Origin of the sequence: Mesobacillus sp. S13 (genome assembly GCF_020422885.1) — a bacterium.
Lineage (GTDB): Bacteria > Bacillota > Bacilli > Bacillales > Cytobacillaceae > Mesobacillus > Mesobacillus selenatarsenatis_A.
This window is the reverse complement of the sequence record NZ_CP084622.1, coordinates 1,551,284-1,573,477: the sequence shown is the minus strand read 5'-3', so window position 1 is coordinate 1,573,477 and position 22,194 is coordinate 1,551,284. Positions and strand designations below refer to the sequence as shown.

The window sequence follows — 22,194 nt, the reverse complement described above, 5'->3', positions numbered from 1 at the left end:
TACCATAGTCAAAAATCTTGAAAGTCAAAAAAGGTCAAAGTATAATAAAGTTAAATTGATCAAATATAGTCAAAGTCAAGAGCTTATGTTTGATTATTTTATAAAAAGAATTCATTTTGAAGGAGGAATTTAAATGCTTTGCCAAAATTGCCATGAGAAACACGCCAATATTCAGTTGAGAGTCAATTTAAACGGTAATCAGAAGCATTTAATGCTCTGTGAAGATTGTTATCAATCAGAAAAAGAAAAATTAGGTGCTTCCTTCGGCAGCCCAATGTCCGGATTTTCCGATTTTGGAGGCTCACCTTTCAATGATATGTTCAAACAGTTCTCAGGTAACATGAATAACCAAAATCCAAATCCTACCCCTTCTGCAGCTGTAAAAACTGCCGGCGGAGGAAATGGCTTCATTGATCAATATGGCAGAAACTTGACCCATATCGCGAAGACTGGCTTGATTGACCCGGTGATCGGAAGAAACGAAGAAGTCACACGAGTAATTGAAATTTTAAATAGAAGGAATAAAAATAACCCAGTTCTGATCGGGGAACCTGGTGTAGGTAAAACAGCCATAGCGGAAGGACTTGCTCTTAAAATTGTTGAAGGCGATGTACCGAATAAACTGAAAAACAAAGAAGTTTATTTATTGGATGTCGCATCAATGGTCTCGAACACAGGTATACGAGGACAATTCGAGGAAAGAATGAAACAGCTGATTTCTGAATTACAGGCTCGCAAGAATATCATCCTGTTCATTGATGAAATCCACCAGCTTGTTGGAGCAGGGTCTGCAGAAGGCTCTATGGATGCAGGGAATATCCTGAAGCCAGCACTAGCCCGCGGTGAGCTTCAAGTGGTCGGTGCAACAACACTGAAGGAGTATCGACAAATCGAAAAGGATGCCGCGCTCGAGAGACGTTTCCAGCCAGTACACGTCCTGGAACCAACAGTGGACGAGGCTATCGAAATCCTGAAGGGAATTCAGTCCAAGTATGAAGATTTCCATCAGGTTTCCTTTCCGGAAGAAACAATCAAGGCATGCGCACAGCTGTCACAACGCTACATCCAGGACCGCTTTCTCCCTGACAAAGCGATTGATTTAATGGACGAAGCTGGTTCAAAGCTTAACCTTGTTTCTGATTACACAAATAAAAACGATGCTGAACGCCGCTTAGCTGAAATAGCAAAGGAAAAGGAAATGGCATTGCAGCAGGAAGACTACGAAAAAGCTGCAAAGCTGCGTGATGAGGAAAACAAGCTTGAAAAGGCATTGAAAGAAAACGGCAACACAACACGTCCGTTGGTCACAGTCCAGCATATTCAGGAAATCATTGAGAAGAAGACTGGAATTCCCGTGGGCAAACTTCAGGAGGACGAACAGGCTAGGATGAAAAACCTTGTTGTTAACCTTAATGGTAAGGTCATTGGCCAGGAGGAAGCTGTACAGAAAGTAGCCAAAGCAATTCGCCGCAGCCGTGCAGGTCTGAAATCTAAAAACCGTCCGATTGGCTCCTTCCTATTCGTCGGTCCAACAGGTGTCGGTAAAACAGAATTGACAAAAACATTGGCAGAAGAACTGTTTGGCTCTAAAGATGCAATGGTTCGTCTAGACATGAGTGAATACATGGAAAAACACAGCGTTTCCAAGCTGATTGGTTCACCTCCAGGTTATGTAGGCCATGATGAGGCTGGCCAGCTGACCGAAAAGGTAAGGCGGAGCCCATACAGCATCATTCTGCTGGATGAAATCGAGAAAGCACACCCAGATGTACAGCATATGTTCCTGCAGATTCTTGAGGACGGACGCCTGACAGACAGCCAGGGCCGCACCGTAAGCTTCAAGGACACTGTCATCATCATGACAAGCAACGCAGGAGTCGGGCACAAAACGATCAAAGTAGGATTCGACCAGAGCACCGCTGTCAACGAATCAAGTATACTTGATTCCCTGGGGGGCTTCTTTAAGCCTGAATTCCTGAACCGCTTCGATAGCATCATCGAGTTCAAGGCACTTGAAAAAGAACATCTTCTTCAGATTGTTAACTTGATGCTTACTGAACTGAAGGATGTCCTTTCAGAGCAGAACATCCGTCTTGAAGTAGAAGCTGAAGTAAAGGAAAAGCTTGCTGAGCTTGGATACCACCCTGCTTTTGGTGCACGCCCTCTGCGCCGCTCAATTCAGGAACAGCTTGAGGATTCCATCGCGGACTTCATTCTTGAAGAACCAAATGCGACTGAATTGAAAGCAGTCATCGAAAACGATGATATCACCATAAAACGCAAATAAGTCCCTCGAAGGTTCGGCTTGCTGCCGGACCTTTATTTTTTCTATGAAAATTAAAAACCCCGAAAAGAGCACCAATTACGATAAAAACCCCCTGTTCCTGCAACCGCATCATCGCGAAAAACTATTTTAAATTTTTACAGTTTAAAAATGAAATATACATAGAAGACATATAGAATAAGAGCATAACTTTTTTTAGAAATGAGGTAAACCTAATGGGGTTTCTGACACGATTCAGTCTGAAAAATGCTTTTGCAGTTTTTATTATTTCTTTTTTGCTGATACTCGGCGGACTGTATTCCTTCACTCGTCTGAAGGTCGATTTACTGCCGAATATAGAATTCCCTCAGCTATCTGTGGAAGTCATATATCCTGGAGCATCCCCTCAGGATATCAATGAGCAAGTGACAGAGAAGCTGGAGACTAAATTGAAAGGGATTGAAGGTTTAAAGAAAATCCAGAGTTCTTCATTTGAAAGCATCGCAATCATCAATCTTGAGTTCCCTTTCGATGCCGAACTGGATGATGCTGAACAGCAGGTCAATTCCTTCATCAAGGAGGCAGGACTCCCCGAAACAGTTGAGACAAATGTTAATCGCTTTTCATTTGGCACCTTCCCGATCTTCAACATTTCGCTGTTTGCAAAAGGGAATCAGGACCTAGAACAGCTTGTTAACGAGGAGATCATTCCCGAACTGAATAAGATTCAGGGAATAAACAGTGTTTCGGTTGGCGGTATGACTGAGGATATCCTTCAAATTACAGTTGATCAAGGAAAGGCTGCACAGCTTGCCCTTAGCTTGAATGAGATTAAAGAAAGCATCAATGCAAAAAAATTCAGCTTTCCAGCTGGCAACTTGAATGAAAATGAAATCCAGGTGCCAGTAAGGGTCCAGGAAAAAATTGAAGAAATCAATGAACTCGAAAACCTGGTTTTGCAGTCAAAATTCGCTCCAAATGCCCCTCCAGTTAAGCTGGGGGATATTGCCTCGATTGAGGTTGTAACCGAAAAGCCAGAAATTACCCGCTATAACAAAAAAGAATCTTTATCGATGGCCATCACGAAAAAACAGGATGCAAATACGGTAGAGGTTGCCGAGAAGGTATTATCAGTTATCAACAGCTATGACGACCGGCTTGAATACGCGATTGGGTTCGATTCTGCGGAAGGAATTGAAAAATCGGTCAATACCCTTGTTAAGGAAGGTTTGCTCGGAGCCCTGTTCGCTTCAATCGCTGTACTGATTTTCCTCAGGAACTTCAGGGCGACGATTATTGCCATTGTATCGATTCCGCTTTCGTTATTGATTTCGTCAATCTTTTTGAATCAGCTTGATATCTCATTGAACATCATGACTCTTGGCGGCATGGCTGTCGCAGTTGGCCGGGTGGTCGATGATAGCATCGTAGTAATTGAGAACATTTTCCGAAGAGTCCGTAAAGAAAATAAAGCCATGACAGATGAATTGATTCAGGACTCAACGAAAGAAATTCTGAAGGCGATCACATCCTCAACCATAACCACGGTTGTTGTATTCTTACCATTGGGACTTGTCGGAGGCATTACCGGGGAATTCTTCCTTCCGTTTGCACTGACGATAGTATTCTCATTGCTGGCATCATTGATTGTAGCTGTAACAATCGTGCCAATCCTTGCTAAATTCTCATTCAAAAAGGTGCCTAAGGAAGAAAAAGAAGGAGCAATGCAAAGAGCCTATGCATCATCCATCAGATGGTCACTGAACCATAAAACTCTTGTCATCTTCCTTTCCATTGCCCTGCTCGCGGGTTCAGGATTCCTTGTCAAAGGTCTTGGTTTCACGTTCATTCCGAATGAAGAGCAAAAGCTGCTGGTCGCAACATTCCAACTGCCATCCTCCACTTCACTGGAAAAGACGAACGAAGTTTCCTTGAAGGTCGAGAACATGTTCGCAGAACAAAAAGATATCAATGATGTCACCGTTGGAATTGGCAGCCGGGACTTCCAGACTGGGCTTAAACGCCAGAACCAGGCTAACTATTTTATAAGTCTTGGTGAAGGTGTAAGTGTTTCAGAGTTCATCTCAGAGCTTGAAAAAGAAATGGAAGAAATCGTTCTAGCAATAGAACCGGATGCGAAAATTGGCATCCAGGAACAATCTACTGGCGGTCCGCCTTCAAATAATAATGTCAATATTGACTTATATTCTACTGATCTGTCTGTGTTGCAGGACGCAGCTGCAAAAGTCGAAGAATACATGATGAAGCAGGAAGACCTGAAGTATGTATCCAACAATTTTTCCGAGAAACAAAAGCAAGTGATTGTAGATATCGACCCTGAAAAATCGGCTCAATTAGGGATTTCCGGATTCCAGGTGCTTGGTACGATCACTGATAAAACAAAACCAGTTGATGCTGGTTCTATGAATCTCGGTGGTGAAGAACGACGTGTTTCCATTACCTATGATGAAAAATCCGAAACAATAGAGGATCTCAGAAATACGATGATCTTCACTCAACAAGGACCGACTCCTATCACTGAAATAGCCCGTATCACTGAAACGGAAGCTTTTACTTCGATCCAGAAATTAGATGGGAAGATATTCGCCCGCGTTTCTGCACAAATTGATTCCAATGATATTAGAGCCGTTTCGAGTGCTGTCATTGATGGTGTCCAAAATGACATTAAACTACCTGAGGGTGTTTCTCTTGAAGGCGGAGGAGGCAGTGATGAGACAGTTGAAACATTCACTCAGCTGGGAATTGCGATGATCGTTGCCATCGGGCTTGTTTATTTGACGATGCTGATTACATTCGGCCAGGCAAGGATTCCGTTCATTATTCTCTCATCCTTAATTTTCGTCCCAATCGGCTCCCTGCTCGGACTGTGGATTGCCGATGAACCAATGTCAGTAAGTGTCATGATTGGACTGCTGATGCTAATCGGGATTGTCACAACCAATGCGATTGTTATGGTCGACCGAATCGGCCAGAACCGTACGGAAAAAGGAATGCCTATCCGCGAGGCACTTGTGGAAGCAGGGATCACAAGACTGCGGCCAATCCTGATGACAGCTTTTGCGACAATCGCTGCATTGATTCCATTGGCGCTCACTACATCATCTGGCACCTTGATTTCAAAAGGGCTGGCAGTAACCGTAATTGGAGGACTCACCTCCTCCACCCTATTAACCTTGATTTTGATCCCTGTTATTTATGAAGTGTTTTTCTTCAGACAGGTGAAAAAAGAACGGAGTATGTAAGCAGAAAGCCCGCATGAGGATGCGGGCTTTTTTAAGTTCGTGCAGGGTTATCCTCTGAGAAGAGCAATCCTGGCGATAGACACCCTTATGCAAGCTTTTCCTCCTCCATAAAGGTGCCGTTCTCCGCGATAGACACCCTTATGCATCCTCTTCCTTCTCCATAAAGGTTCCGTTCTCAGCGTTAGACACCCTTATGCAAGCTTTTCCTCCTTCATAAGGGTTCCGTTCTCCGCGATAGACACCCTTATGCATCCTCTTCCTCCTCCATAAGGGTGCCGTTCTCAGCGTTAGACACCCTTATGCAAGCTTTTCCTCCTTCATAAGGGTTCCGTTCTCCGCGATAGACAACCTTATGCATCCTCTTCCTCCTTCATAAGGGTTCCGTTCTCCGCGATAGACACCCTTATGCATCCTCTTCCTCCTCCATAAGGGTGCCGTTCAAGACGAAAGCTATCAAATCCACCGATAAATAACCAAACAAAAAAACTGCAGAAAACTGATTTTCATCAAGTTTACCTGCAGTCTGAAGCGAAACCACTAGAGGCTACGCTTTTCCTTTATTACAGCTTAGTGTCGTCAACTGAGTCAAGCCAGTTTTCAATTTCGCCAATCACTGACTGGACACAGCCTTCTTCGAATGGAGAAATTAGGTTCGCTTCCTTGACGAGGTCAGTGAAAGCCATGCTTCCTCCCAGCTGGCACAGGTTAGCATAATCTTTCCAAGCTTCTTCCTGATTCTCTCTTGAACGCTTCCAGAATTGGAAGGCACAAATCTGCGCAAGTGTGTAATCGATATAGTAGAAAGGTGAATTATATATATGGCCCTGTCGCTGCCAGAATCCCCCTTCTTCTAAATAAGTGTTTCCGTCATAGTCTTTATGAGGAAGGTACTTCTTTTCGATTTCTCGCCATTGTTGCTTTCTTTCTGCTGGTGTTGCTTCAGGATTCTCATATACCCAGTGCTGGAATTCGTCGACAGAAACTCCGTATGGCATGAATAGCAATCCGCTGCTTAGGTGCGAGAACTTATATTTGTCGGTATCTTCTTTGAAAAACAGTTCCATCCATGGCCAAGTGAAGAATTCCATGCTCATCGAATGGATTTCGCAAGCTTCATATGTTGGCCAGTTATATTCAGGAATCTCAAAATGACGGCTGGAATATACCTGGAACGCGTGCCCTGCTTCATGTGTAAGGACGTCAATATCCCCTGAGGTGCCGTTAAAGTTCGAGAATATGAATGGTGACTTATAGTTTTCAATGTATGTGCAATAGCCTCCGCCTGCTTTGCCTTTCTTCGCCACCAGGTCCATCAGGTTGTTTTCATTCATATAGGTGAAAAATTCACCAGTTTCAGAAGATAGCTCATCATACATTTTTTGACCATTTTCAATGATCCACTCAGGACTTCCTTTTGGTGCGGCATTTCCTGTTTTGAAATCGAATGGCTCATCAAAATACTTTAACTCTTCCACACCAATACGGTTCATTTGGCGCTCCTTAAGCTTTGAAGCTACCGGAACAATGTATTTATGAACCTGGTCCCTGAATGCTGCTACCATGCTGCTGTCATAGTCCGTACGGAACATGCGGTAGTATGCCAACTCTACAAAATTGCTGTAGCCAAGCTTGTGGGCCATTTCTGTCCTCACTTTAACAAGCTCATCATATATCCGGTCGAACTCTTCTCCATGCTCAGAAAAGAATGCGAATTTTGCTTCGCTTGCTTTCTTTCTTGTTTCACGGTCTTTGGACTCTGTAAAAGGGTCAAGTTGTGCAAGGGTCCTCTCTTCCCCTTCGAACATGATTTTCGCTGAAGCAACAAGCTTTGTATATTCAGTAGAAAGCTTGTTTTCCTTCTGCATCAATGGAACGATTTCAGGTGAAAACTGCTTTAACTGTGCTTCAGCCAAAGCAAAGAGCTGACGTCCCCATTTCGCTTCAAGTTCATCACGGAAAGCAGATGAAACAAGTGCTTCATAATATTTTGTCACCAAACCCTCTACCTGTGGAGCGAGTTCATCCAGGAAATCCTGTTCTTGCTTATAGAACTCATCTTCGGTATCGATTGAGTGGCGGATATAGCAAAGATTGAACATCGTGCCTACATCATTGCGCAAATCATTGATCCCATTCATTGCCGTACTTTGCTCCTCAACAGAGCCTGCATTTTTGAATTCTTCAAGCAGTTTATCGAATTTGGCAGTGACTTCATCCAAATTCGGGCGAGTATATGTATATTGCTCAAATTTCACGGTATTGCCCCCTTTTTCTTTATACGGAAATATTATCCCCATCTCTTTCCTATTCTACGGATATTCCCCTTTTCCCTTTTTATTACTTGGTCTTTCCATAAAATTTCCCGAAAAAAGCAATAAAAAAAACGGCATCTGCCGTTTTTTTTAATACTTGCTCACAGAAAGGCCCAGCTTTTTCAACAGCTCAATCGCTGTATCTTTTTCATCATCATCCAGACTGTCCATGAGCTCATGGATCAAGGCGCTGTGTTCAGGAAAAATCTCTTCTATTAATTTTCTTCCATCATCAGAAATTTTCGCATATGTGACTCTTCGATCTTTCGGGCAGGCTACTCTATTTAAATAGCCCTTTTCTTCAAGCTTATCAACTACATAGGTGATGCTGCCGCTTGCGAGCAGGATCTTCCCCCCAATTTGCTGCAATGGCTGTTCGCCTTTATGGTATAAAAGCTCTAATACAGCAAATTCTGTCGGGTTAAGCCCATTTTTTTGGATGACCTTGTTTACCTTTTCATTGACAGCCCTGTACGCTCTGGACAATACAATGAATAATTTCAAAGATTTTTCTGTCTCATTGTTCATACATATTCATTCCTTTACCTTATACGACTAATCCATAACTAGAGTATATCTGAATTCGTTGTTTTTATCAGTATTTCCCTTAATTTTATATGAAAAACTAAATAAAGTCTTTAAACAAGACTGTTGATTTCCGTTCCAGGCGCTTCGCTTTCCGCGGGCAGTCGGGGAGCCTCCTCGGCGCAAGCGCCTGCGGGGTCTCCCCATGACTTGCTCATCCCGCAGGACATTGATTATGCTTCCTCGGACCTGCCCACGCACGATGGAAATGCGTTAGCATTTTCGGAGGAGTCTACGCGCCTTCCACTACAATCAACAGGCATTCAATAATTAAATGAAGAGGTACAAGTAAAAAAATGAAAAGGTAAGGTTCCTATGCAACGAATATCATCACCAATAAGTTTAAAACTCTCGTATTTGAGGGAAAAATACGGGCATCAACATACAACTATGAATTAGGAGTGTCTATAGTGAAAAAAGGATTAGGAATTGTCATTGGTTTATTAGTCATACTAGGAATTTTCATCATGATGGGAGTTGGCAGCTATAATAATTTCGTTGCCGAGGAAGAGAATGTCAATCAAGCTTATGCGCAGGTAGAGAACCAGCTTCAGCGGAGGCTTGACCTCATTCCCAACCTTGTCAATTCGGTAAAAGGCTATGCAGCACATGAAAAAGAAGTCATCCAATCCATTTCAGATGCTCGCGCAAAATTAGGAGGAGCAAATACACCGGAAGAACAGGCAACTGCTAATGCTGAATTGTCCAGCGCATTGAGCCGCTTACTGGTAATAGTTGAAAATTACCCAAACTTGAAAGCGGACAAACAGTTCACTCAATTAATGGATGAGCTTGCTGGTACAGAGAACAGGTTAGCTGTAGCAAGAAAAGATTATAATGATCAGGTATCTGTTTATAACCGGAAAGTGAAGCAATTCCCAGGTGCCATTATCGCGAATATCACTGGTTTTGATGCTAAGGAATACTTCAAGGCTGACCCTCAGGCACAGGATGCCCCTGAGGTTGACTTTGGAGGCTGATGATGAGAATAAATAGATTCCCTCGCCTTGCAGCAATACTTGGCATCCTGCTATTGCTGCTTCCGGCCGGGTCAATCGCGGCACCAAATCAGATACCTGCACCAGTAGGTGATATCTATGTTCAGGATTTTGCCAATGTTTTAAGCGAGAACGAAGAAATACAAATTAAAAACATTGGAAGGTCGATTGATGACCAGACTTCTTCACAGGTTGCTGTCCTCACCGTCGACTCGATTGGCGAGTCAAGCATTGAGGAATACTCGGTCCAAGCGTATCGCCAGTACGGACTGGGCACAGCGGAAGATGATAATGGCGTTCTGCTTGTAATTGCCCTGCAGGAAAAGAAAATCAGGATCGAAGTTGGATATGGACTTGAAGGAATCATTCCTGACGGCAAGGCAGGTCGTATCCTTGATGAGTATGCGATTCCGCATCTTCAAAATGGGCAGCCTAACCTCGCTGTCATGAACACATATCAGGCGCTTGCCAACGAGGTATCGGGTACAAATGAATTCGGAAGTGCACAAGATGCTGTTCAGCAGCAGCAAGACCTCCCTATACCTTCATGGCTTCTCGTCATCATCGTAATCGGCGTCATTGTCCTCGATTTTATGTTCTTCGGCGGGACCTTAACCTACCTGCTGTTATCGATCATTTCAAGAGGCGGAGGTGGCGGCGGACCTCGAGGTGGCGGTGGCGGCTCATCAGGAGGAGGCGGTGCAAGCCGTGGGTGGTGATAATAAACCACAGGCGCCTTGATTAGCCGGGACATCCGATATTTTTGCTTTCAGGAAAAAAACACCAGCAGCCTATTGCTCTGGTGTTTTTGTATCACTTATACCATAAACATACATAATAGAAAATAAAAGATGGTGAGAGTTCATGTACCCACAATATATCCGCTATTTTCTGATTATATCGGTAATCACAGACATTGCGCTTATTGCCTATTTAAGTAGGCTAATCGATGAAATTGGTTTCTTTTTTTTCTTGCTGTTGACAGCTCTTCTTCTTAGCGGCACCTTTTTACTATATACCTTCTATAAGAAAAATAATAACAGAGGTTAATCCATTTTCACGATTGGCTGTTTGTTCCTGATTCTTTCTGCAATTTCTACCATCATTCCCTTCAATTTTTCGTCCCGATCCTCTGGGGCGATTTTTTTATGGAGAACAGCGTACAGTACAATATCACGAAGCATCAGGAATAACGGGACTTGTTCCTCCCAGCCGTCTGGCAGCGAATTAGCTTTTTGATATCCTTCAATAAAAGCATCCAGAAATAAATTGCCAAAACGATTTCGCTCTGCTTCCTCGCTTGCAGGGATCCGATAAAGGATAGAATAGTACAGAGGAATCGCGATATCCGAAGCGAACCAATGGTAACTTGCATCATCGAAATCGAAAACATGAATCTGTTCTCCATCGTAAAAGAAATTCCCGGAATGGATATCAGTATGGATGATACCGTAATTATCCTTATTTTTCGGCAGTTCTGAAATCATGGCGATCACTTCATTCGCCTTTTCTACTAATTGCCCATCTTCGGCAGGATAATATTTTTCAATTGACAGAAGATCGTCATCATCCCAGTTTGATCGTTCTTTTATGCCTCTAGACGGCTCATAGGATTTGGTCGCAAGATGCATTTTCCCCGTCGTTTCTCCCCATTTTTTGAACAGAGCTTCATTAAAGTCATCAGAACGGACACTGACAGCCTTCCCTTTAGCTTTGGTGTATACACAGCCATAAAACGAACTATCATCGGCTGCCTTAATCTCTTCTGCAAAGTTTCCTTCTTCCGATTGAAAAACCTCGGGTACAGACAGACCTTTACTTTTCAAATGCCTCATCCAATCCAATTCGGATAAAACCTCATCCATGTCCCGGTGAGAACTGTGGGTGAGCCTCATGATATATGGCTGGCCATTTTTATAAGTTTCATAAACATAATTCTCGAAATCTCCAAGTTTCTTCACTTCCTTTTCCAGCCCGAAACGCCCCAGGAATTCTTCTAAAATTTCTTGGTTCATCAAGGTGCTCACAGCTTTTTCCATACAATGCTTCCCCCTCGAAAAAATAATCTGTATTTTCTAAATTATATTAGACCATATATTTCACTATAAAAGCTATTTTTATATGGTGACTTTTTTTGTAAAATGATATGTAGGAAACCGAAATATTTTTAGAAGGAGAAAATCATGAGCCAATCAGCTGCCGCAGTTAGCGCCAAACCGCAGAATCAAAATGAGACTGCATATAAGATACTCTTCATCATCGGGTTAGTACATTTATTGAATGACTCCATCCAATCCGTCATTCCGGCGATGTTCCCCATTCTTGAAAAATCGATGGGACTTTCATTCACTCAATTAGGAATGATCGCCTTTTCTTTGAATATCGTTTCTTCCATCCTTCAGCCTCTGATAGGAATGGCAACCGACAAGAAACCAATGCCTTATGCCTTGCCGCTTGGTTTGACCTCGACCATGTTCGGTGTCCTCGGCCTTGCATTCGCTTCGAGTTTTGAATATGTTATTCTTTCCGTTTTATTCATTGGACTTGGGTCAGCTGTGTTCCATCCTGAAGGTTCCCGGGTGGCCTATATGGCAGCCGGTCCGCGGAGGGGGCTTGCACAGTCCATTTACCAGGTTGGAGGCAATTCCGGACAGGCCCTTGCCCCGCTGATCACTGCGCTCATTCTCGTCCCGCTCGGCCAGTTTGGAGCAGTATGGTTTACAATTGTCGCAGCGATAGCTGTGGGGCTACTTTTATATATTGCCGCCTGGTACAGCCGGAAATTGGATTATGAAAAAATAGCTGCCAAAGTCAATCAAGCTAACAAACAAGTAAATAAAGGGATCTCAAAAAATATCAAAATGGCGCTTGTCCTGATTTTATTTTTGATTTTCGCCCGTTCCTGGTATATCTCGGGCATGACGAATTTTTACGCGTTTTATACAATCGACAAATATGGCCTTTCGATTAAAGAGGCGCAAATTTTCCTGTTTGCGTTCCTTGTTGCCGGTGCGTTCGGCACTTTTTTCGGAGGCCCGCTGGCAGACCGTTTTGGCAAGAAAAACATTATATTCCTTTCGATGATTGCGACTGCGCCTCTATCCGCCATCATTCCATTTATGCCGTACAGCATCGCCTTTGCCCTGCTTACCCTTAGCGGCTTTATGTTGATGTCGAGCTTTTCGGTTACTGTTGTATACGCACAGGAGCTTGTTCCAGGTAAAATCGGCACGATGGCGGGATTGACGGTCGGTCTTGCATTCGGTATGGGGGCTATTGGATCTGTCGGTCTTGGATATCTTGCTGACCTGATCGGCTTGCCATTGATGATCATCGCTGTCGGATTCCTGCCCCTGCTGGGACTACTGACTATGTTCCTTCCTTCAGATGAAAAACTGGCTGAATGGCACAGATAGGAAAGGTTGAATCATTCCTATTTTTTAGAATTAATTATTTCCATTTGCGCTTTTATGTTTAGGCATGCCCCTGATAAGGAAAGAAAGAAAGTGAGGATTTAATGAAGGGAGATTATCATGTCTAAGTTTAAGATCAATTATTTTTTCGAAAAAGATTTTTCCGTTTCACGACCTATCGAGGTGGAGGACATTGCTGGAGCCATCCAGGATGCCAAAGACCAAGAAGGGTTGATTGAATTTACTGATGAAGATGATGTTTTTTATCGATTCGATACAAAAGACATTAAACTAATCACGATCACTGAAGCTTAAAAAGATTTAAAAAGGGTGAAGCATTGGCTGCTTCACCCTTTTCAATCTTTATATCACCTTAATGCGTTCAGCCAATTCCTGTTTTTCTTCCTCGCTGAACATATTCTCCGCCATCGGGAAAAGAATGCTTTCCTCTTTAGCAAAATGGCTCACCAAAGTGTAATTTGCATTTTTTATCATCTGGGCATTTTCAATCATCTTCTCATTTGAAAAACCAATGGTGCCATCCTTTGTATTATGAAGGAAGGTCCCGATAAAGCGCTTTGCCTGATCATGCTCATATTCCATGACGGCAATCGGTCCCATTTCTCTTCCAATATAGGCTGCCATCATCTCAAACAATACGCCTTCCTCTCTCTCTGAATGCGGCTCCAGCTCCGCAAGGAACTCAATGACCATCTCCCTCAGCCTCGAGAAGTTTTCTTCCATTTGCTCCCCTTCTTCAATTTTCTGTGAAAGATCCAAAAGGTTTGAAAGCATCTCTAATAGTGGCGGATGCTCATTTTTTAATTGTTGAAGACCAGCACTTAATGTAAAACTTGAATCCTGGTTAATACCACTCAAACATCCTGTCATCTTAAATCGGCCTCCTATAATATATGGTATATTTTAATTATAGAAAGCATTCGTATTAGAGGTTGTGATAGGCATCACAATTTGGATTTATTCAAGAAATTGTGAAGGAAAAATGACACTTTGTTAAAATTTCTAAAAATTTTAACAATTCTCCTTCAAATATTATAACTCCTTACATATAATAAAGTTATAGCTAAAAGTAAAAGGAGTGATCTTACCTTGCAGAATACTTTGTACCGCGATTTTTATCAAAAGTCACTTGTGCAAGCAGGGCTTAGCGATAAGAAGGCTTTTATCGACACCCAGGCTGACCTGCTGCATACCCATTTATTGATTGGGCTTCAAGGGCACCAAAAAGAAGACAGTGAATACTTCAATTGGAATGTAACGATATACAAATCAGATTCATCAGGAATCTATGATGCCGGCAAGCCAGTTTATGCATCAGCACTGTTTGACACTTTTGATGATGCTATGGAGGCAGCGAGGAACATAGAAAAAGAAATCCTCAGTGATCAGCTTCACACAATGCGCCAGCAAGAAAAAATCAGTTAACCCCCTCTTTTATCCCCTCTTTTAAAAAGCTACACCTTTTTTTGAACCCACTTGTGAATTAACTTACATATGATGAATATAGAAACAATTGGTACGACTAACTTGTAAAGTAAATCCCATCACTTTTACAAACCATCTTCCCACTAACAGTCAACACCTTTGTACTCATTTTTTTGCTTGTATAAAATAGTAAAGAGACTGGCGAATTATTTGTCCGCCAGTCTCTTCTAATTAACTATTAAGCAAGCCTGAATACAATGCCGTGGCCGCCTTTTGGATATTCCCATTTTATATTCTGGTAAGGGCATCCGATCCGGCAGCTACCGCATTCATGGCAGCCCTCATAGCCTACCTGCATCCTTTTCCCTTCCCACTTATACACCTCAGCAGGACAGAAAACGGTACAAAGCTTGTCAGGACATTGTGTCATGCAGACGTCATGGTCCAAAACTGTAAGATGCGATTTTGTGTCACACTTAAACCTTAAAAGAAATTGTTTTTCCTCGATGTTTGTCGTTGACATTATTTCACCGCCTTCCAGGCACGATAGATGTCTTGCATAACCTTAAAGGTTCCTTTTTCAGCCGTCACGCTGCGCATGATTTCCTTTTGTTTTTCTTTCTTTGGTGTTCCATCAACAGTGAAAAACTTGCTCATTGCCTTGTTCATCATCGGCAGATATTCCTTGAAATACTGCGGGTATGTCTCAAAGGTATGTGCTGCATCCTTATATTTTTCAAGGTCCTTAATGATGAAGCTTCCGAATAACGCTTCTTTATAGCGATTCAAGCTGCTCTCGCTGAAATCGCCATCCTTTTTGGCTTCAACGATCGCTTCTGCAGCCATTTGGCCTGAAGCCATCGCCATGTTTGACCCTTCACGGTGAATGGCGTTGACGAGCTGGGCGGCATCCCCGACTACAAGCACACCGTTCCCCGCAACCCTTGGCACGGAATTGAATCCTCCCTCAGGTATCAAGTGGGCCAGGTATTCTGCTGATTCCCCTCCCTCCAGATACGGGCGGACCATTGGATGTTTCTTCAGGTAATCAAGCAGCTCATATGGCTTCAATTTGGCTTTGATCATGCTTGAGAGTGTAGTGCCTACCCCGATGTTCAAACTTTCTTTGTTTGTATAAAGGAAGGCAGTACCAAGATTGCCTTGCGTTGAATCACCGAATATCTCAATTGTCGTTCCATGATTTCCTTCAAGATTGAAGCGTTCATTGATTTTGTCCTTTGGAAGATTGATGACTTCCATAACCGTCAGTGCCACTTCATCAGGACGGAATTCTCTGTGGAAGCCAAGCTGCTTGGATAGCAGGGAGTTTACACCGTCTGCGAGCACGACAACATCCGCATACGCTTCTCCATCAGGGCGGTCGGTGCGCACGCCTATTACCTTGCCATTTTCTACAATACATTCTGTGACAACTGTTTCATTAATCAACAAGGCACCCTGTTCGACCGCTTTCTTTGCGAACCATTGGTCAAATTGGGCACGCAGTACTGTAAAGTTATTATATGGTTCAACCGCCCATTCAAGACCTTTGTAGCCAAACTGGACAACCGATTCTTTATCCATCATCCAGAAGCGCTGCTCAACAACAGGCCGCTCCAGTGGCGCTTCCTTCCAAAATTCCGGAATAATGTCTTCCATCTGTTTCCGATAAAGAACCCCACCCATAACGTTCTTTGAACCTGGGTATTCACCACGTTCAATCAGCAATACTTTCAGGCCATTTTTGGCACAGTTGTAGGCACATGAAGTTCCAGCAGGGCCGGCTCCTACGACGATTACATCAAATTTTTCAGACATAGCTCATTTCCCCGCCCTTCTCTTTGCTGAGCTCTTTGAACTGCTTGATTAGTTTCGGTACAATTTCCAATGCGTCACCAACAATGCCATATGTGGCTACATCGAAAATCGGAGCGTTCGGATCCTTGTTTATGGCAATGATCAGCTCAGAGTTCTTCATTCCTTCGACATGCTGGATTGCCCCTGAAATTCCGATGGCAAAATAGATTTTCGGCGTAACCGTCTCGCCAGTCTGGCCTATTTGCTGCTCATGCTTCAGCCAGCCTGCTTCAACAACATCCCTTGTGCCGCCTACACTTGCTCCAATCACTTCTGCTAACTCATGAATAAGCTGGAATCCCTGGATATCGCCCAAACCTTTTCCGCCAGCGACGATGACATGGGCTTCTGCCAGGCTTGCCTTTTTTGTTACGTCCTTCACAATTTTAAGCACCTTTGTGCGCATATCTTCTTCCCTAAGTTCCAACTCCTCTTCGATGATGACTCCCTTCCTGCCTTCATCCGTTTCGAGGGCTTTCATTACCTTAGGGCGGACTGTAGCCATTTGCGGCCTGTGTTTTTTACAAAGAATGGTTGCCATGATATTTCCGCCAAATGCAGGACGGCTCGCTTCAAGCAGCCTTTTCTCAATATCGACATCAAGCATCGTTGTATCCGCGGTCAAACCAGTACTTAAATCCGTTGCAACTGCACTCGCCAGGTCTTTTCCATTTGGAGTGGCTCCATAAAGGAAGATTTCAGGCTTATATTTTTCAGCGAGGGTGCAGACACCCTTCATATAGGACTCAGTCCGATAATCCTTCAGGACCGGATGGTCAACGACATATACTTGGTCTGCACCAGCATAGATCACTTCATTTGCTAAAGGCATGACACCTTGCCCAAGCATAACCCCGGACAGCGGCACTTCCAGTTTGTCGGCAAGCTTCCTTCCTGCACCAAGCAATTCCAGTGAAACTCCTTCGATTTTCCCATCATTTACTTCAATGAATACCCAGACTCCCTGGTTTTCTTCCATTCTGCTATTCCCCCTTTTAACTACAATCAAGAGTTGGCTGCATTTAATTTCAATAAATCTTTTCTTTCCATCAGGATTCCCATTAGCTGCTCTACTTGGGCATCGGCATCTCCTTCAATCCTTTTCCCGCCTTCTAGCTTAGGTGGACTGAACATCTTGCCGACAATCGTTGGCGATCCTTTTAATCCCAACTGGGTCTTGTCAACATCTTCAAGATCATTCACAGACCAGATGACCGGCTCATATCTTGCTGCATTGATCATGTTTGGAAGTGGTGCATACTCTATGTCATTAATCTCTTTTTCAACAGTCAGCAAACAAGGAAGCTGCGATTGTAAGACCTCGTATCCATCGATTTGCTTGCGCTTGATATGGACATATTTTTCTTCCTTATTAACCTTTGAAACTTCAATCACGTTCGTGATCGGGGGAATATCAAGGCGTCGCGCAATACCAGGTCCTACTTGTCCTGTATCTCCATCAATCGCATGCTTGCCGCAAATGACCAGGTCTATGGGATGATCCTTCGATATTTTTTCAAGCGCCTTGGAGAGCGCATAACTAGTCGCAAGGGTATCAGCTCCCGCGAAAGCTCTGTCTGAAATGAGGTATCCACGGTCTGCGCCAATTTCCACACTTTTTTTTATGACAGATACTGCCTGTGGCGGTCCCATAGAAAGTACTGAAATACTTCCTCCTGTTTTATTCCTGATTTTCACAGCTTCCTGTACAGCGTGAGCATCATAAGGATTCAAAATGGCTGGTGCGCTTCGCCTGTCCAGAGTATTGGTCTTAGGATTGATTTTGATGATCTTCGTATCGGGCACTTGCTTGACACATACGACAATGTGCATACTCTCTTTCCCCCTCCTGAAAATGTAAAACTATTAATTTGTAAGCGTTTACTTTCAGCTATTTTCGAAACAACTTCGTATTCTTTAAATGAAGGAAATATATTATTGGAGAAGCTTTTGATACAAAGAAAAACCTCCTCACCAAATGGCAATGCCCTTGCAGAAATGAAGCAGGATGAAAATAGCCATAATAAAGACTTATGTGACATAATTTAATGGTCAATCCAGTAAAAAACTGTTCACACAGCCTTATATAAATAAAATGCTATGTAGTACGATATATGAATCGTATTACATGCATAGTACCAACAATTAAAAAAGTAGATAACATAGTTGAGATTGTTTTGTGAATAATGAGGTTTAAACTTCACGAACTGAAGCAAGTCCAATGTAAAAAGTGATTGAAAGTTAAGTGACATGGTGAGGTGTGTTAGCAGACTGATGATAAGAAGCTATCTATGTTAAAAATATATAAAATAAACATATAAAAATATGATAAAAATCACACAAAGATATTTTATCGTGAAAATTTGAGCAAATTGTTACATTTTTTCTCAAGTACTAAAATCATTAGCAGTTTCTTCGTTCTCCATCATACCGTTTATTCTTTGCCTTTTATCTCATTAATTTGCTTATAAAATAACATTAGCCACTGCCCATTTACTGGCAGTGGCTAATTGTTTCCATATGTCTGAATGTTATCACGCATGCGATAAAATATATTGTTTTTTTGTAAGCAGGATCATTTGTCTGAAAAGAATTTTAGTTCTTTGCCTTTGCAATTCTGTCTCCCTGCATAATGATTGATATTCATAAATCAGAGTGTCGAGCTCCTGGCTCCGGCGGATTGTCTCAGCACTTGTATATCCTGTTTCAAGTGCAGAAGCCACCATCAATTCCCTTACACGATTGATTTCCTTCAACAAAGCATTTTGCGAATGATACACTTCTATATCTCCTCTACTACTTTAATTGCTTAATAAAATAAATAGATTACTTGAAGAATTATGGCAAATGCCTAGATGAATGTAAATAGATTCGCAAAATAAGACAATATTCACGGATGAAAAAATTTTCTTCGACAAAATTTGCCCTTCACCTTGATTACTGGCTGACTTTTTCCTCTTCGTAAATAGGAACCCAGCCTTCAGTTGTAACGAAAATTCTAACTGCAACCACCTGGCGATCATCCTGAAGCGTAAAGTAATGACGTGTATTTTCAGGAACTGAGATCAAGTCTCCTGGATTCAGGAACACTTCAAAAAATTCTCCGTCCTTACCCTGAATAACAAATACTCCATGGCCGCTGACAATGAATCTTACCTCATCATCTGTATGGTGGTGTTCCTGCTTGAAATTCGCCAAAAGCTGATCAAGATTCGGTGTATTGCCGGAAAGCGAAATGACGTCTTGAGCTTTGTAGCCTCTGCGTTCAGAGATATCTTTAATCTCCTCACTGAAAGCTTCAAGGATTTCCTGTTTTTCTTCATCTGTTAACAAGAATTTTTCTTGAAGATTTGCAGGCAATTTATTGATTTCCCATTTTTCATAGATGACTTCCTGCTCGTTCAGAAATGCTTCGACCTGCTGTTCATCAAGTATTCTTTCCTGTGTGTTTTGCTTTACGATAAATGCCATGTGAATCTCTCCCTTAGTTTAATGGTATATTTGCTAAATGATTCCTTAAACGACCTTGAACAATTGGAATGGCTTGTGTTCGAGCAGCCTTAACTGGTAGCGGAATAAAAATTCGGTAGCCTCAAGAATTTTCTTTGCTTCAAATGCATTCCTGCCCCACACAGTAATCCCATGGTTACGGATCAAAACAGCGCCTGTATCTCCTTTAACATGCTCTGAAAATGCTTTGGCCAAGGTTGGTATATGTGCATAATTCGGAATAATAGGAATCTTTAGAACAGCATCTTCCTCCCAGATATTAAATGCCTTAATCAGTTCCTGCCCCTGGAATTGCACCTCGCCTCTGTCTCCATAGACCTCAGAGATGACATTATTATCGATGGTATGGACATGAAGGCTGCAGCCAGCGTTTGTCTTTTTGTATACCTCAACATGGAGCAGTGTCTCAGCAGATGGCTTTAAATATGTTTCTTCAACCGGACGGCCGAATTGGTCAACAAGCAAAAAGTCCTCATCTGTCCGTTTCCGCTTATCTTTCCCGCTCGCCGTTACAAGGAATTGCACCGGGTCGCTGTTCATTTTGATTGCCAGGTTGCCGCTCGTTCCCATGAACCAATCACGATCTGCCAGTTCTGCCTTTACGTCGGCCAGTTCTTCCCACTTACTTTCTAATGAGCTCATCCTCTCACCCCTGTCTCAGTTTTAAGTGCATCTATACAGTCATAAAACGTTTCGAATGGTCTATGTTCAATCTCCCATTCTTCGCATTTATCCTTTAAATAGTCTCTGGCAAGCACAAGGTCGGCTTGTTTTGCAGCTTCCAAATCTGTTACGGAGTCACCGATGACTATTTTATATGCGCTCCTTTTTTCCAGCTTTCTCATGATGGATGGTTTACAGCAGCCGCAATCATTTGAACATTGATCATCGCAGCTGTTTGGCCATTCTATTTTTATCGTACTTCCTGTAAAATCCGAACTATTGCAATACACTCCAGCGAGCGGTCCGAATTTTTGAATGATAGGTTCTATGAAAAAATCAATCCCTCCGCTGACGATATAAACAGGTATACCTTCCTCATGTGCATAATCAAGAAACTCTTGAAATCCCGGGCGGATCCTGGCGTTCTGTACAGCAAACTGAATGATTTCTTCCTTCTTCGAAACAGGTAGGAGAGAAAACATTTTCCCGACTCCCTCCCTGATCGAAATCCTGCGGCCCAGCACTGCTTCTTTTATTTCATCCCAGCCATCCGAACCGAATTCATTCATGATGGCTATGATATTGTCCTTTTCTGTTACTGTTCCGTCAAAGTCGCAAAATATTACTGGCTGACTCACTTTGCCACCGCCTCTGATGAGCCCCACAGGCGTATAGCTGTTTTCAATTCATCATGCTCCAGTGACCCTTCTTCAAGGCTTTTTCTCTGGAGTACGGTTTCAATCGCCTGCCTGAAAGCCTTGCCTCCACCCTGTGCTCCACCAGGATGACCATGGACGCCTCCGCCTGCATTTATGATTGAATCAACTCCGAAATCTTTAACTAATAGCGGCACCATTCCAGGATGTATGCCTGCTGATGGAACCGGGAAGGTCCTTTCGTATTGATCCTCAGCAGTCAGTGCCTCAGCAATTGATATCGCCTGCTGCTTTTCAAGTGCCACACTTCCATATGGTGACGGGAAAAGCGAGAAGTCTGCTCCGGCATAGCGGAGTAATTTTCCTAAAAGCAAGGAATGGGAAAAGCCATATTCATCGGCCGATGTCAGCGCACCGCTTACCGCTGGGTGAGCCATGATTGGGATGCTGATTTCATCATCTTCCCTTAGTTCCTGCAAAACATCCAAGCCATAGGCGAACACATTGAACAGCAGTGCATCGGCTCCAAGTTCAGCCGCTTTTCTTGCTTTGTCCTTCAACTGTGAAGTTCTTCCTGTCAGATTGGCCGCATATAAGGTCCTGTGCCCTGTAGTTTCATAGACTTGCTCAAGGACCTCTTTCCCAAGAGTGACCCTCTTTTCAATAGGTGTAAGCTCGTTTTCAAACAGGATTTCATCGTCCTTGATCAGGTCAACTCCTCCAAGGCTTTGTTCTTTAAGCTGTTTTAGCAGAAAATCCATATCACGTCCGATGACACCTTTGAAGATGCTCATAAGCAATGGACGGTCATAGACACCAAGCTTCCTCCTGATTCCTTCAATTCCGAAGCGAGGACCCGGGAAGTGTTTCTTTAACTCTTCACCAAATTCGAGATCGACAAGTTTCACTTTGCCATCAAGCGAGAGTTTTCCAAAAACAGTTGTCAAAATGGCTGGCAGGTCTGGTGAAAAATTGAGGGCAGGATAGGCGATTTTGATTGTTGCCACTGTTTCTGAATTATGGTCCAGGCTCGAGCCTTCTACAGAAACCACTCTTCCCTTATGTTTTCTTAATTGTTTTTGGTCCAGTTCCGGCAGGTCAGTCCAGGATCCCACTGTCAAGCCGAGCGCGATTCCCTCTGCTTTTTTCTGCGGGTTATGTTTGGCGTCATGGACTATGTAAGTCGCTGTAATTTCACTCATGAAGATCAATCCCTTCGATACTTATT

The 22,194-nt window shown here is 43.0% G+C and carries 20 protein-coding genes; 7 read left to right on the top strand and 13 right to left on the bottom strand.

Features of this window, described 5'->3' with window-relative positions:
- The first annotated feature begins 133 nt into the window (after positions 1–133).
- Positions 134–2,287 carry an ATP-dependent Clp protease ATP-binding subunit gene (locus LGO15_RS07820; RefSeq protein WP_226087260.1) on the top strand — a complete coding sequence of 718 codons (2,154 nt, stop codon included), beginning with the start codon at positions 134–136 and terminating at the stop codon, positions 2,285–2,287.
- A 212-nt stretch (positions 2,288–2,499) separates the two neighbouring features.
- Complete coding sequence (locus LGO15_RS07815; protein ID WP_167831927.1) at positions 2,500–5,526, top strand: efflux RND transporter permease subunit; 3,027 nt, start codon at positions 2,500–2,502, stop codon at positions 5,524–5,526.
- 560 nt (positions 5,527–6,086) lie between these two features.
- Here LGO15_RS07815 and LGO15_RS07810 read toward each other — a convergent pair.
- Positions 6,087–7,781 (bottom strand): M3 family oligoendopeptidase, encoded by a 1,695-nt coding sequence (locus LGO15_RS07810; RefSeq protein WP_226087259.1) that lies wholly within the window; start codon positions 7,779–7,781, stop codon positions 6,087–6,089.
- 147 nt (positions 7,782–7,928) lie between these two features.
- A complete protein-coding gene (locus LGO15_RS07805; RefSeq protein WP_167831929.1) occupies positions 7,929–8,366 on the bottom strand; it encodes a MarR family winged helix-turn-helix transcriptional regulator in 438 nt (145 codons plus the stop codon).
- A 467-nt stretch (positions 8,367–8,833) separates the two neighbouring features.
- Here LGO15_RS07805 and LGO15_RS07800 point away from each other — a divergent pair, with 467 nt between their 5' ends.
- The gene (locus LGO15_RS07800; RefSeq protein ID WP_167831930.1) at positions 8,834–9,403 is read left to right on the top strand and encodes a LemA family protein; all 570 of its coding nucleotides are present in this window, start codon (positions 8,834–8,836) and stop codon (positions 9,401–9,403) included.
- The gene (locus LGO15_RS07795; RefSeq protein ID WP_167831931.1) at positions 9,403–10,140 is read left to right on the top strand and encodes a TPM domain-containing protein; all 738 of its coding nucleotides are present in this window, start codon (positions 9,403–9,405) and stop codon (positions 10,138–10,140) included. Before LGO15_RS07800 ends, LGO15_RS07795 begins: the two co-directional genes overlap by 1 nt.
- Positions 10,141–10,467: 327 nt before the next feature.
- On the opposite strand, the gene LGO15_RS07790 is transcribed toward LGO15_RS07795, so the two are convergent.
- Complete coding sequence (locus LGO15_RS07790; RefSeq protein ID WP_226087258.1) at positions 10,468–11,460, bottom strand: phosphotransferase enzyme family protein; 993 nt, start codon at positions 11,458–11,460, stop codon at positions 10,468–10,470.
- Positions 11,461–11,604: 144 nt separating this feature from the next.
- On the opposite strand from LGO15_RS07790, the gene LGO15_RS07785 reads away from it, so the two are divergent.
- Entirely contained in the window at positions 11,605–12,837 is a 1,233-nt protein-coding gene (locus tag LGO15_RS07785) for an MFS transporter (protein ID WP_226087257.1), read from the top strand.
- A gap of 117 nt (positions 12,838–12,954) precedes the next feature.
- Positions 12,955–13,149, top strand: a complete 195-nt coding sequence (locus tag LGO15_RS07780; RefSeq protein ID WP_167831934.1) for a hypothetical protein — start codon at positions 12,955–12,957, stop codon at positions 13,147–13,149.
- A 48-nt stretch (positions 13,150–13,197) separates the two neighbouring features.
- Here the strand turns inward: LGO15_RS07780 and LGO15_RS07775 are convergent, their stop codons facing one another.
- On the bottom strand, positions 13,198–13,725 hold the full coding sequence (locus tag LGO15_RS07775) for a hemerythrin domain-containing protein (protein ID WP_226087256.1): 528 nt from the start codon (positions 13,723–13,725) through the stop codon (positions 13,198–13,200).
- A gap of 219 nt (positions 13,726–13,944) precedes the next feature.
- Here LGO15_RS07775 and LGO15_RS07770 point away from each other — a divergent pair, with 219 nt between their 5' ends.
- A complete protein-coding gene (locus tag LGO15_RS07770) occupies positions 13,945–14,280 on the top strand; it encodes a hypothetical protein (protein ID WP_167831936.1) in 336 nt (111 codons plus the stop codon).
- Positions 14,281–14,518: 238 nt separating this feature from the next.
- On the opposite strand, the gene LGO15_RS07765 is transcribed toward LGO15_RS07770, so the two are convergent.
- The 9 genes from LGO15_RS07765 to mtnW all read right to left on the bottom strand — a co-directional run bounded on the left by LGO15_RS07765 (position 14,519) and on the right by mtnW (position 22,168).
- Complete coding sequence (locus LGO15_RS07765) at positions 14,519–14,803, bottom strand: ferredoxin family protein (protein WP_023615122.1); 285 nt, start codon at positions 14,801–14,803, stop codon at positions 14,519–14,521.
- Positions 14,803–16,098: an FAD-dependent oxidoreductase gene (locus tag LGO15_RS07760; RefSeq protein WP_226087255.1), complete on the bottom strand. Its 1,296-nt coding sequence runs from the start codon at positions 16,096–16,098 to the stop codon at positions 14,803–14,805. The genes LGO15_RS07765 and LGO15_RS07760 overlap by 1 nt, the downstream gene beginning before the upstream one ends.
- A complete protein-coding gene (locus tag LGO15_RS07755) occupies positions 16,091–17,116 on the bottom strand; it encodes an electron transfer flavoprotein subunit alpha/FixB family protein (RefSeq protein ID WP_167831938.1) in 1,026 nt (341 codons plus the stop codon). The genes LGO15_RS07760 and LGO15_RS07755 overlap by 8 nt, the downstream gene beginning before the upstream one ends.
- 26 nt (positions 17,117–17,142) lie before the next feature.
- On the bottom strand, positions 17,143–17,970 hold the full coding sequence (locus LGO15_RS07750; RefSeq protein ID WP_167831939.1) for an electron transfer flavoprotein subunit beta/FixA family protein: 828 nt from the start codon (positions 17,968–17,970) through the stop codon (positions 17,143–17,145).
- A gap of 701 nt (positions 17,971–18,671) precedes the next feature.
- The gene (locus LGO15_RS07745) at positions 18,672–18,917 is read right to left on the bottom strand and encodes an aspartyl-phosphate phosphatase Spo0E family protein (RefSeq protein ID WP_226087254.1); all 246 of its coding nucleotides are present in this window, start codon (positions 18,915–18,917) and stop codon (positions 18,672–18,674) included.
- 157 nt (positions 18,918–19,074) lie between these two features.
- On the bottom strand, positions 19,075–19,608 hold the full coding sequence (locus tag LGO15_RS07740) for a 1,2-dihydroxy-3-keto-5-methylthiopentene dioxygenase (protein ID WP_226087253.1): 534 nt from the start codon (positions 19,606–19,608) through the stop codon (positions 19,075–19,077).
- A gap of 45 nt (positions 19,609–19,653) precedes the next feature.
- Positions 19,654–20,289, bottom strand: a complete 636-nt coding sequence (locus tag LGO15_RS07735) for a methylthioribulose 1-phosphate dehydratase (protein WP_226087252.1) — start codon at positions 20,287–20,289, stop codon at positions 19,654–19,656.
- Positions 20,286–20,948, bottom strand: coding sequence for a 2-hydroxy-3-keto-5-methylthiopentenyl-1-phosphate phosphatase (locus LGO15_RS07730; protein WP_226087251.1), 663 nt, complete (start codon positions 20,946–20,948; stop codon positions 20,286–20,288). Before LGO15_RS07730 ends, LGO15_RS07735 begins: the two co-directional genes overlap by 4 nt.
- Positions 20,945–22,168, bottom strand: coding sequence for a 2,3-diketo-5-methylthiopentyl-1-phosphate enolase (gene mtnW / locus LGO15_RS07725; RefSeq protein WP_226087250.1), 1,224 nt, complete (start codon positions 22,166–22,168; stop codon positions 20,945–20,947). Before mtnW ends, LGO15_RS07730 begins: the two co-directional genes overlap by 4 nt.
- Between the last annotated feature and the right edge of the window lie 26 nt (positions 22,169–22,194).

What these genes read in the sequence shown, in the direction of transcription:
- LGO15_RS07775 (WP_226087256.1), bottom strand. Translation starts at nt 13,725, where the DNA reads ATGACAGGATGTTTGAGTGGTATTAACCAGGATTCAAGTTTTACATTA.
- LGO15_RS07755 (WP_167831938.1), bottom strand. Translation starts at nt 17,116, where the DNA reads ATGGAAGAAAACCAGGGAGTCTGGGTATTCATTGAAGTAAATGATGGG.
- LGO15_RS07760 (WP_226087255.1), bottom strand. Translation starts at nt 16,098, where the DNA reads ATGTCTGAAAAATTTGATGTAATCGTCGTAGGAGCCGGCCCTGCTGGA.
- LGO15_RS07765 (WP_023615122.1), bottom strand. Translation starts at nt 14,803, where the DNA reads ATGTCAACGACAAACATCGAGGAAAAACAATTTCTTTTAAGGTTTAAG.
- LGO15_RS07820 (WP_226087260.1), top strand. Translation starts at nt 134, where the DNA reads ATGCTTTGCCAAAATTGCCATGAGAAACACGCCAATATTCAGTTGAGA.
- LGO15_RS07785 (WP_226087257.1), top strand. Translation starts at nt 11,605, where the DNA reads ATGAGCCAATCAGCTGCCGCAGTTAGCGCCAAACCGCAGAATCAAAAT.
- LGO15_RS07780 (WP_167831934.1), top strand. Translation starts at nt 12,955, where the DNA reads ATGTCTAAGTTTAAGATCAATTATTTTTTCGAAAAAGATTTTTCCGTT.
- LGO15_RS07750 (WP_167831939.1), bottom strand. Translation starts at nt 17,970, where the DNA reads ATGCACATTGTCGTATGTGTCAAGCAAGTGCCCGATACGAAGATCATC.
- LGO15_RS07740 (WP_226087253.1), bottom strand. Translation starts at nt 19,608, where the DNA reads ATGGCATTTATCGTAAAGCAAAACACACAGGAAAGAATACTTGATGAA.
- LGO15_RS07735 (WP_226087252.1), bottom strand. Translation starts at nt 20,289, where the DNA reads ATGAGCTCATTAGAAAGTAAGTGGGAAGAACTGGCCGACGTAAAGGCA.
- LGO15_RS07815 (WP_167831927.1), top strand. Translation starts at nt 2,500, where the DNA reads ATGGGGTTTCTGACACGATTCAGTCTGAAAAATGCTTTTGCAGTTTTT.
- LGO15_RS07805 (WP_167831929.1), bottom strand. Translation starts at nt 8,366, where the DNA reads ATGAACAATGAGACAGAAAAATCTTTGAAATTATTCATTGTATTGTCC.
- LGO15_RS07790 (WP_226087258.1), bottom strand. Translation starts at nt 11,460, where the DNA reads ATGGAAAAAGCTGTGAGCACCTTGATGAACCAAGAAATTTTAGAAGAA.
- mtnW (WP_226087250.1), bottom strand. Translation starts at nt 22,168, where the DNA reads ATGAGTGAAATTACAGCGACTTACATAGTCCATGACGCCAAACATAAC.
- LGO15_RS07795 (WP_167831931.1), top strand. Translation starts at nt 9,403, where the DNA reads ATGATGAGAATAAATAGATTCCCTCGCCTTGCAGCAATACTTGGCATC.